The organism is Cellulomonas bogoriensis 69B4 = DSM 16987 (assembly GCF_000767165.1).
GTDB classification, from domain to species: Bacteria; Actinomycetota; Actinomycetes; order Actinomycetales; family Cellulomonadaceae; genus Actinotalea; species Actinotalea bogoriensis.
In genome coordinates this window covers 1-10,418 of record NZ_AXCZ01000095.1, presented here as the reverse complement: position 1 = coordinate 10,418, position 10,418 = coordinate 1, and the positions used below count along the sequence as shown (strand labels likewise).

The 10,418-nt window shown below is 73.5% G+C and carries 11 protein-coding genes; 3 read left to right on the top strand and 8 right to left on the bottom strand.

The window, feature by feature from the left end; genetic code table 11:
* From N869_RS09570 to N869_RS09555, 4 genes are all read right to left on the bottom strand, one after another.
* Positions 1-506, bottom strand: a 506-nt coding sequence (locus N869_RS09570; RefSeq protein WP_156968474.1) for an ATP-binding cassette domain-containing protein, incomplete at its 3' end; no start/stop codon positions are given.
* On the bottom strand, positions 503-1,369 hold the full coding sequence (locus tag N869_RS09565) for an ABC transporter permease (protein WP_084136832.1): 867 nt from the start codon (positions 1,367-1,369) through the stop codon (positions 503-505). The genes N869_RS09565 and N869_RS09570, both read right to left, overlap by 4 nt.
* The gene (locus N869_RS09560; RefSeq protein WP_198026030.1) at positions 1,366-2,313 is read right to left on the bottom strand and encodes an ABC transporter permease; all 948 of its coding nucleotides are present in this window, start codon (positions 2,311-2,313) and stop codon (positions 1,366-1,368) included. Before N869_RS09560 ends, N869_RS09565 begins: the two co-directional genes overlap by 4 nt.
* A gap of 1 nt (position 2,314) precedes the next feature.
* Positions 2,315-3,883, bottom strand: coding sequence for an ABC transporter substrate-binding protein (locus tag N869_RS09555; RefSeq protein ID WP_035060745.1), 1,569 nt, complete (start codon positions 3,881-3,883; stop codon positions 2,315-2,317).
* Positions 3,884-4,058: 175 nt separating this feature from the next.
* On the opposite strand from N869_RS09555, the gene N869_RS09550 reads away from it, so the two are divergent.
* Positions 4,059-4,535: an ATP-binding protein gene (locus tag N869_RS09550; protein WP_052105317.1), complete on the top strand. Its 477-nt coding sequence runs from the start codon at positions 4,059-4,061 to the stop codon at positions 4,533-4,535.
* Positions 4,536-4,786: 251 nt separating this feature from the next.
* On the top strand, positions 4,787-6,001 hold the full coding sequence (locus N869_RS09545) for an MFS transporter (RefSeq protein ID WP_035060742.1): 1,215 nt from the start codon (positions 4,787-4,789) through the stop codon (positions 5,999-6,001).
* 91 nt (positions 6,002-6,092) lie between these two features.
* On the opposite strand, the gene N869_RS09540 is transcribed toward N869_RS09545, so the two are convergent.
* The 3 genes from N869_RS09540 to N869_RS09530 all read right to left on the bottom strand — a co-directional run bounded on the left by N869_RS09540 (position 6,093) and on the right by N869_RS09530 (position 9,309).
* Positions 6,093-7,679 carry a methyl-accepting chemotaxis protein gene (locus tag N869_RS09540; RefSeq protein ID WP_035060739.1) on the bottom strand — a complete coding sequence of 529 codons (1,587 nt, stop codon included), beginning with the start codon at positions 7,677-7,679 and terminating at the stop codon, positions 6,093-6,095.
* Between the two features lie 155 nt (positions 7,680-7,834).
* Positions 7,835-8,440 (bottom strand): polysaccharide deacetylase family protein, encoded by a 606-nt coding sequence (locus tag N869_RS09535; RefSeq protein WP_035060737.1) that lies wholly within the window; start codon positions 8,438-8,440, stop codon positions 7,835-7,837.
* Positions 8,434-9,309: a fructosamine kinase family protein gene (locus N869_RS09530; RefSeq protein ID WP_198026029.1), complete on the bottom strand. Its 876-nt coding sequence runs from the start codon at positions 9,307-9,309 to the stop codon at positions 8,434-8,436. The genes N869_RS09535 and N869_RS09530 overlap by 7 nt, the downstream gene beginning before the upstream one ends.
* 71 nt (positions 9,310-9,380) lie before the next feature.
* Between N869_RS09530 and N869_RS09525 the strand changes: the two genes are divergently transcribed.
* On the top strand, positions 9,381-9,980 hold the full coding sequence (locus tag N869_RS09525; protein WP_198026028.1) for a GNAT family N-acetyltransferase: 600 nt from the start codon (positions 9,381-9,383) through the stop codon (positions 9,978-9,980).
* 61 nt (positions 9,981-10,041) lie between these two features.
* Here N869_RS09525 and N869_RS16995 read toward each other — a convergent pair.
* Positions 10,042-10,418: cellulose binding domain-containing protein (locus N869_RS16995; RefSeq protein ID WP_232229684.1), on the bottom strand; the 377-nt coding region annotated here is incomplete at its 5' end.

Genomic DNA, 10,418 nt, shown 5'->3' with positions numbered 1-10,418 from the left:
TCGTCGGCGAGCAGCACCGGTGCCCCGCCGACGGTCGCGGCGGCGAACGCGACCCGTTGGGCCATGCCGCCGGACAACGTGTGGGGGTAGGCCCGGCCCCGGTCGCCCAGGCCCAGGGAGGTGAGCCGGGTGGTCGCGGCCGCCAGGGCGGTGCCGCGGGACCGGGTGAAGACCGGGTGCCCCTCGGCGACCTGCTCCCGTACCCGCATGGTGGGGTCCAGGGCCAGGGCGGGTTCCTGGGGCAGCAGGGCCAGGGTGGAGCCCCACAGGCGGCGCCCGTGGCGGCGGTCGGCCAGGTCGTAGGTGGTCCCGTCCAGGGTCATGCGGCCCTGGGGGTGCAGGCCCGGGGCGGAGGTGCCCATGACGGCGTGGGCGAGCAGGGACTTGCCGGAGCCACTCTCGCCGACGATGGTCACCGGGCGGCCGGGTTCGAGGTGGACGTCGTCGACGTCGACCAGGGTGCGGCCGCGGTAGGTGACGGTGACGTCCTGCACGTGCATGGTCATGATCGGGCCTCCGTGCCGCGGATGCCGAGCAGGCCCAGGAGGGTCGCGGCGAGCACCAGGACGGGCGCCAGCGACATCCAGGGTGCCTCGGAGTAGAAGGGGAACGCCTCGGTGATCATCAGGCCGAGCTCGGGGGTGGGTGGGCTGACGCCGACGCCCACGAACCCCAGGGTCGACAGGGTGAGGACGGCGGTGCCGATGCCGAACGAGGCCATGGTCAGCAGCACGGGGCGCAGCTCGGGCCACAGGTGGCGGCGCAGGACGTGGACGGGGCCCAGGCCCAGCAGGCGTGCGGCCTCGACCCCGGGGCCGGCGAGCAGCACGCCGCTGCGGGCCCGCACCACCCTGAAGTACTCGATCCACTGCACCAGGGCGATGCCGACGAACAGCATCGTCAGGCCACCACCGCCGGCGGCGGAGGCGATCAGGACGATGAGCAGGGCGGGGATCGCGACGAGCGTCTCGGAGAGCCCGTGCAGGAGGGTGTCGACCCACCGTCCCCGCCACGCGGCGAGGATCCCGGTGAGGGTCCCGGCGATCATCGCGACCGTGACGCACAGGATCGCCAGGACCAGGGACAGGCGGGTGGCGTGGGCGAGGCGGGCGATGACGCTGCGGCCGAGGTGGTCGTGCCCCAGCGGTTCGGCCGGTGTGGGGGCCTGCAGGAAGCGGGACAGGTCCTGGGCGATGGGCTCACGCCAGATCAGTGGGCCGAGCAGCGCGAACAGGACCAGCAGCGCCAGGGTCACGGCTCCTGCCCACCACAGGGCGGGGCGGTCCGCGGTGCGGCGGGTGGGGGGCACCAGGACGGAGGCGACCTGGGGCAGGGCCACGGCCGCGGGCTCGGGGGCGGGGCGGGTCATGGGGTGACCTCCTTGACGCGGGGTCGCGGGTCCATGGCCGCGGTCGACACGTCGACGGCGGTGTTGATGACCACGACGAGCAGGGCCAGGGCGACGGCGGTCGCCTGGATCATGGGCACGTCACGCCAGAACACCGCGTGCACCAGGGCGTGGCCCAGGCCGGGCCACCCGAACAGGCTCTCGATCACGATGACGCCCTCGATGAGGATCAGGGCCTGCACCCCCACGTAGGACACGACGGTGACCCCGGAGTTGCGCAGCACGTGGCGGGTCAGGACCAGGCGCCCGTTCAGTCCCTTGGTGCGGGCGAACTGCACGTACTCGGTGGCCCGCACCTGCACGACGGTGTCGCGGGTGATGCGTGCGAACAGGCCGGCGAGCCCGATGGCCAGGGCCGCGGCCGGGAGGGCCACGTTCGAGGCCTGGCCGTGGCCGGCGGCGGGCAGGACGCCCAGGTGGACGGCGAACACCAGGATCAGCAGCAGGCCCAGGATGAACGGCGGCAGGGCCCGCGACCCGACCACGGCCAGGGTGGTGAGCTTGTCGAGCGCACCACCGGGCCTGTGGGCGGCGGCCGCCCCCAGGGTCACCCCCACCAGGCAGCCCATGGCCAGGGCCACGGCTGCCAGGTGGAGGCTGGCGCCCAGTGCGTGACCGAGCTCGTCGGCGATGCTCGCGCGGGTCACCAGGGAGGTGCCCAGGTCCAGGCGGGCCAGCCCGGCCCACCACTCGAGCAGCTGCTGCCAGGCGGGCCGGTCCAGCCCCAGCTCGGCCCGCACGCCCTCCGCGGACGCGGCGTCGACCTGGTCGTACCCGTACCGTCCGGCGGCGATGCGGAACGCCAGGTCACCGGGCAGGGTGCGGATCATCACGAAGCACGCGGTGGACACCACCAGCGTGACACCGACGGCTTGCAGGGCCCGCCTGCGCAGCAGCCTCAGCACGTCAGCTGGACCAGGTCAGCTCGGACAGCCACCAGGACCGCTCGAGCGGGTCCAGGGTCATGCCCGCGACGCGCTCGTTGACCACGGCGCTCTGGCGGTACCAGGCGACGGGGATGACGGGCAGCTCGTCCTGCATGATCTGGGCGACCTGGGCGCGGGCGTCGGCGGCCTGCGCGTCGTCCAGGCCCTCGGCCATGGCCTCGAGGGCTGCGGTGAGGTCCTCGTCGTTCCAGCCCATGGCGCCCCAGTCCGATCCCTCGGGGGCGAAGTCGCCCAGCAGGGTCACGGCGGGGTCGGGGACCAGGGCGTAGTTCCGTGCGTACAGGCCCACGTCCAGGGTGCCGTCCTGGTGCCCGGCGGGGATCTCGCTGGAGTTGCTGATGCTGACCGACAGGTCGATGCCGACGTCGGCGAACGCGGCCTGGATGGCGGTGGCCAGGATCGGCAGCTCGGGGCGGTCGGGGAACGTGCGCAGCGTGATCTCGAAGCGCTCACCGTCACGGACGAGGATCCCGTCGGGGCCCTCCTCCCACCCGGCCTCGGCCAGGAGGCGGCGGGCCTCGTCGGCGTCGTGCTCCAGTGCGGTGAGGTCGTCCTGGTGCCAGTCGGCCAGCGACGGGGGGAACAGCTGGGTGGCGGCCATCTCGGGGTCGCGCAGCAGGGCGGTGGCCATGCCCTGGCGGTCCAGGGCGGCGCTCAGGGCCTGGCGCACGAGCGGGTCACCCAGGGCGGGGTGCTCACCGTTGACCTTCATCTGGATGGTGCGGGGGAGGGTGACGGAGTGGATCTGGACGCCGTCGACGTCCTGCAGGCGCTGCAGGCTGACGGGGTCCATGCCGAGGGTGACGTCGGACTGCCCGCTCTCGGCCATCAGGGCCCGGCTCTCGGCCCGGCTGACGGCCTGGTAGGTGACGTCGGTGATGGCCGGGGCGGTGCCGTCCCAGTGCTCCGAGGCGGTGACCTCGATGCGCTGCGGTGGGTGCACGGCGCTGATCGCGTAGGGGCCGCTGCCGATGACCTCGGTCACCGCGCCGTCCTCGTCGTAGGACGAGGGGGCCAGGACCTGGGTGCTGGTGTGCGCCAGGACGGCGGGCAGCGAGGCGAACGGCTCGTCCAGCCGCACCACGATGTCGTCCCCGTCGACGCCGATCTCGGCGACGGGTGCGCCGGTCAGGGGGCTGCCCTCCTTGTCGTACGCGATCTGGAGGGCGGCGACGACGGCGTCGGCGGTGACGGGTTCGCCGTCGTGGAACACCGCGGTGGGGCGCAGCTCGAACCGCCACGTCGTGTCGTCGTCGGCGTGCCACCCGGTCGCGAGCCCTGCGCGCAGGGCGCCGTCGGCGTCGGTGGCGACCAGGGTCTCGGAGACCTGCAGGCGGGTGAAGAGCTCGCTGCTGGTGGCCGGCTCCAGGGAGTGGACCTCGACCGGGCCGACGACGGACAGGGTGCCGCCGGTGACCGCAGCGGTCCCGTCCCGGGTGTCGGATGTGGTGGTGCAGGCGGTGAGGGCGACGACGGCGGTGAGCGCGACGATCGCGCGGGCCGTGCGGAGGGTGGGCGTGGACGCCATGAGGGTCTCCAGTTGTGTGGGACAGCGGCGTGACACTAGGTAGTGATAATCGTTCCCGTCAAATGTGTGCGGGTCCGGCAGAACTCACCCGCACGAACCGCGTCATGACCGACGACGTGGGCGCTCTCATGGGCATCGAGGAGCAGACCCCCGCTGCTCCTCCCAGGAGGCCCACATGAGCGTCTGCTTCGCCGCACCGTCCCCCGAGGCGGCCCCACGGCAGTGGTTGGCCAGCGTCCCGCGCCCCTACCTGGCGCTCGACGACGCGATGGCGCCCGCCCTCACGGTCGAGTCGCGCCCCGAGCTGGTCCCCACCGCCCGCCGCTGGTCGGTGGCCCGCGCCACGGCCCTGGGCGCCGACGTGGACGCCCTGGCGGTGGTCGAGCTGCTCAGCAGCGAGGTCGTCGGCAACGCCGTCCGGCACGGCCTGCCCGACGGACACGTCTCGGTGCGGGTCAGCCGCTCCGGCGCGGCACTCACCGTCGAGGTCCACGACGCGTGCCCCGACCTGCCGGTGGTGCGCGAGCAGGACGCCGGCGCGGACTGCGGACGCGGGATGCACCTGATCCAGGCCCTCGCGACCACCTGGGCCGTCCGCCCCGACCCCGACGGCGGCAAGACCATCAGCTTCGAGGTCCGCCTGGCGGACTGACCCGCCCCCCTCCCCCTCACCCCCTCACTCCCTCACCCCGGGGCACCACCGACGCCCAGAACGTGAGTTTCGGTCGAGATCGTGCTTTCAAACGCACGATCTCGACCGAAACTCACGTTCTCGGTGGTGGTTGGAGAGGGCTGGGTACGACGACGCCCCCCGGGCGGGCCGACGTGGGCCTCGCGCCCGGGGGCGGGGCCGGGCTGGAAAAGCCCGGGCGGGGTCGTGGGTGTGGTGTCGATGATGGTGCGGTGGGTGTGCACCGGACGGCGTGGCGGCGTTTCGCCGCGGCCTACGCGGCGAACATCAGCGGGGACCGTCTCGCCGACCTCGCCGTACCCGTGACGTCGGTGGCCGCCGTCGGCGGGATCCAGCTCGCCGGGGTCTACATCGCCGCCCACAGCCTCCCGCGCCTGCTCCTGGGCCCGACGATCGCGGGCGTCGTCCAACGGCACCCGCACCGTTCGTGGTGCGCGTACGGCAACTGGATCCAGGCGGGCGCCCTGGCGTTCCTGGCGCTGATGGTGCTCACCGGGCAGGGCGGCGTCTGGTCGTTCGCCGTCGCGGGGACGGTCGCCGGGGCAGGGTCCGGGGTCTTCGGGGTGTCCGTCCAGGCGACCATCCGGGGCCTGGTGCCGAACCGGCGGCTCGCTGCCGCGAACTCCACCCTGGAGGTCATCGACTCCACGTTCACGCTGCTCGTGCCGTTGCTCGCCGGTGTCCTCGTCGATCTCGCAGGACCAGCACCGGTGCTCGGCCTGACCTCGCTCGCCTTCGCCGCCGCAGCGCTGATGCGGACCGGCATCCCGGCGGGTGAGGCCCCTCAGGGCCCGCCCGTCACCGGCGGCGGGCCGACCCCCGTGCGCCACGTCGCGCGGGTCCTCGCCGAGCCGTTCCGCGGTCCCGTGCGTCGCTTCATCAGCGTCAGCCTGCTTCTGCTGGGCGGCCTGAGCGTGATGCTCATCCCCGTCGCCACCTTCCAGATCAGCCAGCTGGGAGGCACGGCGACCTCCGTCGGCGTCGCGATCTCAGCGGCCGGAGCGGGAGGCCTGCTGACCAGCCTCCTGGCCGGCCGCCTCACCGGGGTCACGCGCTCCAGCCGGTGGGCGATGGTGATGATGGCCGCCACCGCGGCCTCGCTGCCGCTGGTGTTCCTGAGCCCCGCGGTGGGCGTCGTGATCGTCCTGGTCGGGGTGGTGGACGGCCTCGCCTCGTGGCTCTTCGTCTCGCTCCCGACGATGCGCATGGCGACCGAGAAGCCCGATGCGCTCGTCGCCGTCTCGGCGGGGCAGATGTCCTCCGCGTCGCTGGTCGCGCTCGCCGTCGGCGCCGGGCTGACGCTGTTCGGCGAGGGCACGTCGCTGGTGGTGTTCGTCGCGCTCGCGGCAGCCGCTGCCATCTGCGTGCTGGCGGCGGTCGGCAGCCCCTCGCACCTGCGCCAGGTGCAGCAGGCCGTCGACGTGTGACCGGCCCGGTCCCACAGGCAGGTGCGCGGGTACGACGACGCCCCCCGGGCGGACCGACGTGCGGCCTCGCACCCGGGGGGCGTCGTGGTGGTCAGAGGGCGAAGTGCCTGACCGCGGTCTGCAGCTCGTCGCTCATCTGGGCGAGCTGACGCGCGGCGTCCTCCACACCCTGGGCGCTGTCGGTGGACAGCTGGGTGGCCTGGGCGACGCTGTTGATGCTGCCGGCGATCTCGCCGGAGCTGCCCGCGGCCTCACCGACGTGACGGTTCATCTCCTCGGTGGTGGCGGTCTGCTCCTCCACCGCTGAGGCGATGGTCGCCTGGTAGTCGTTGATGCGGGCGATGACCTCGCTGATCTCGGCGATGGCCTCGACGGCGCCGGTCGTGTCGGCCTGGATGGCCTCGACCCGGCGGGCGATGTCCTCTGTGGCCTTGGCGGTCTCCTGGGCCAGGTCCTTGACCTCACCGGCCACCACCGCGAAGCCCTTGCCTGCCTCACCGGCGCGCGCGGCCTCGATCGTGGCGTTCAGGGCCAGCAGGTTCGTCTGCTCGGCGATCGAGCTGATCGTCTTGACGACGTTGCCGATCTCCTGGCTGGACTCACCCAGGCGTGCGACGCGCTGGTTGGTGGCGTCGGCGCTGGACGTGGCCTGCGCGGCGACGGTGGCCGCCTCGGTGGCGTTGCGGGCGATCTCCTGGATGGAGGCCCCCATCTGCTGGGCACCCACCGACACGGTGCTGACGTTCTGGCTGACGAGGTCCGCGGCGCCGGCGACCACACCGGCACGCTGGGACGCCTCCGACAGGTTCGTGACGATCAGGCCGGTCGAGCTGCTCAGGCCACGGGCCGAGCTCCCCAACCGCTCGGCCGAGTCGCCGACGACCCGCACCACGGCACCCATCGCCTCCAGGGAGTGGTTGAGCGCCTCGCCCATCTGCGCGATCTCGTCCTTGCCGCGCACCGACGCCCGTGCCGAGAGGTCACCCTCGGCCATGGCGTTCAGGACCGCCACGAACCGGCGCAGCGGGCCACCCACACGGCGGGCGACCAGCACACCGAGCGTCATCGACGCGGCGACCATGCCGACGATCGTGACCAGGGCGATCCAGAACGCGGTCTCGTAGGTGTCACGGGCGTCGCGGACCACGCTCTGGGCGTGCGCGGCGGTGGCGGCCGAAGCTGTGGTCAGGAGTTCGTTCATGTGCTCCTCCTGCGCGCTGAGCTGCTCGATCATGGCGTACCCGCCAGCGATGTCACCGGACGCGAGCGTCTGCTCGAACAGATCCAGCAGGACGACCCGCTCGTCGTTCGTGGTGGAGAAGTCCTCCAGTGCCGTCCTGGCGTCTGCCGACAGCGGCATCGCGAGCGCGGCCTCGAGCTCGGCCACCATGACCTGGTCCATCTCGGCCGCCTGCCCCAGGAGCATCTCGGTCATCTCAGGGGGGTTGTCGGGCAGCATCCCGCGGGCCGACGCCGCCTGCGAGGTCCAGTACGCCACCTCGATGCCCCGCACGGTGTTCGCCGGCGCGGCGCCGGAGGTGTAGACGTCGTCGGCGCGGTCGGCGAGGGCGCGCATGGCGGCGACGCCACCGGCGCCCAACGCCAACGTCATCAACGACACCAGCGCGAACGAGACGATGAGTCGGGCGTGCAACGACCGACGGGGGTCCAGGGACATGACGGCTCCGGGGGTGGGGTGATCAGGTGCTGAACCCTGGATCGACCGTCGACGCCCCGACCTGAGCGATACAGCGGGTGAGGCCCCGGGCGCGGGCGCGTGACGCGCCGCACACCGGAGGCCGCCCACCGCGCTCCAGGGAGGGGCGACGCCGCTCAGCCGGGGACGGCGAACGTCCAGCCGTCGGCGCGCAGCCGGGGGATGAGGGCAGCGACGGCCTCGACCGTCTGGCTGCGGTCCCCACCGCCGTCGTGCAGCAGGACGATCCCCCCGGGCGCCACGCCCGTCATACCGTTCACGAGCTCACCGACGCCGGGCGGGTCCCAGTCCCCGACGGCGAGCTGCCATCCCAACGGTCGCATGCCGAGCCCGGTGGCCACGGGGATCGCCCGACCCCAGTGCCCGAACGGGGCACGGAAGTACGGCACCGGCGCCCCGGGCGCGGCCCCGTCGATGACCTCCAGGGTGCGTTGCAGGTCCTCGCGCACCTGGTCCGGGGCCCACTCCTGCATGTCGTGGTGGTGGAACGAGTGGTTGCCGAGCACGTGACCCTGGTCGACGATCCGGCGCACGACGTCCGGGTGGGCCACCACCTGCTCACCGACCAGGCAGAACACCGCCCGGACCTGCTCGTGGGCCAGGACGTCCAGCAGCGTGTCCGTGTCGGGTGGGTGAGGTCCGTCGTCGAACGTCAGGACCACGCTCGGTGCACCGGGGGCGCACTCCACCGTCTCGAGGACGTCGCCGGGGTCGGTCACCACGGGGCGAACTTCTTCAGCAGGGCGCGGGCGTCGGCACCGTGACCCCAGTCCGGGTCGTACTGGGCGGTCACCGCCAGGTGCTGACGCAGGTGCAGCAACGGCATCCGCTCCCGCCAACCGTCCTCCAGCCCGGCGACCTCGGCGTACACGTCGAACAACCTGTCGGACGCGGGTGGGCGGGGGCTGCACCACAGCATCGACAGGTCGACCTCCGCCCACGTGAACGACACCGCCGGGTCGATCAGCACCGGTCCACCGGTCCCGTCCGACAGGACGTTCTGGGACCACATGTCCCCGTGGGTCAGGCACGCCGGTGCCGCCGGCAGCAGCTCGGGCAACCGGTCGCAGAACCGTTCCAGCGCCGCGCACCCCTGCGGGCCCAGCGCCTCCCGCACGCGCGGCTCGGGCAGCCACCGCAGCAACCTGCACCGGGCGAAGAACTCGTGACCGTCGTCGTGCCACGTGTTGTCCTGCCGCCTGCGCCCCAACCACACGTCCCGGTGCCACCCGAACCGGTCGGTGCGCGTCGAGGTGTGCAGCGCGGCCAGGGTGCGCCCCAGCTCCTCCCACGCCGCAGGCGTGTCCACCCGGGGCCGAACCTGCTCCAGGACCAGCAGCTCGCGGTCGACGTGCAGCACCCGGGGTGTGCGGGCCCCCGCGGCGGCCAACGCCGACAACCCCTCGGCCTCGGCCTCGAACACCCCGGTACCGGGTGACTCGGCGAACGTCTTCGCGAACACCGACGACCCGTCGCCCAGGCGCACCGCCGCGGCGACCGCCGCGAGCCCGCCCTCGGCGGCGTCCACCCCCGCCACGTCGGTGAAGCCCGCGTCCTGCAAGCGCCCGAGCACCAGTCCCATGCCGTCCATGGACCACACACTCGCACGCCCGAGCCGGCCCCCGCGGGCGACCCTCCCACCGACCGCTACAGTCACCCACCGTGAGCACCCCGACGGCCCTGCGCACCGACCGCCTGCTGCTGCGTCCCTGGGTGGAGGCCGACCTCGAGCCGTTCGCCCGCATGAACGCCGACCCGGCCGTCATGGAGCACTTCCCCAGCGTCCTGACCAGGCAGGACAGCGACGCGCTCGCCGCGCGGGCCCGGGCGCACATCGACGAGCACGGGTGGGGTCTGTGGGCCGTCGAGGTCGCCGACGGTGCCCACACCGGGACGTTCGCGGGCTTCACCGGGTTGGCGGTCCCGCGGTTCGCCGCGCACTTCACCCCCTGCGTGGAGGTCGGGTGGCGCCTGGCCCGGTGGGCCTGGGGCAGCGGGTACGCCACCGAGGCGGCCCGCGCAGCGCTGCACGTGGCGTTCACGGACCTGCACCTGGACGAGGTCGTGTCGTTCACCGCCCGCTCCAACACCCGGTCCACGGCCGTGATGCGCCGCCTGGGCATGACCCACGACCCCGCCGACGACTTCCGTCACCCCTCGGTCCCCGCCGACCACCCCAGCGGTGACGCGGTGCTCCACCGCCTGGACGTCGACGCCTGGCGGGAGCAGCAGCGCCTGAACCCGACCCCGGCACCGAGGTGACCCGGGGCCGGGGGCCGGGGAGGGGCGCTCGTCCGCACGAACCCCTCCCCGACCCGGTCCGTCAACCTGCGGTGCAGGTGACCGTCGCGCCCTCACCGCTGCCGGTGCCCTGGAACCCGAAGGCGGTCGACCCACCGCCGGGCACCTGCGCGTTCCACGACGCGGGCCGCACCGTCAGGGCGTTGCCCGACCCCGAGGCCTGACCGCTCCACACGCTGGTGACCGCCGCGCCCTGCGGGAGCGCCACGTCCACCGTCCACCCGTCGAGTGCCGCACCCGTGGGTGCGACCGTCACCTCAGCCACGAAACCCCCGGGCCACGAGCTCGTGAGCCGGTAGGTCGCCTCGCAACCCGTGCCGGGCGTCGGGCTCGTGGGCGGCGTGGGAACCGGCGGGTCCGTCGGCACCGGCGGCAGGGTCGGTGCGGGCGGCTCGGTCG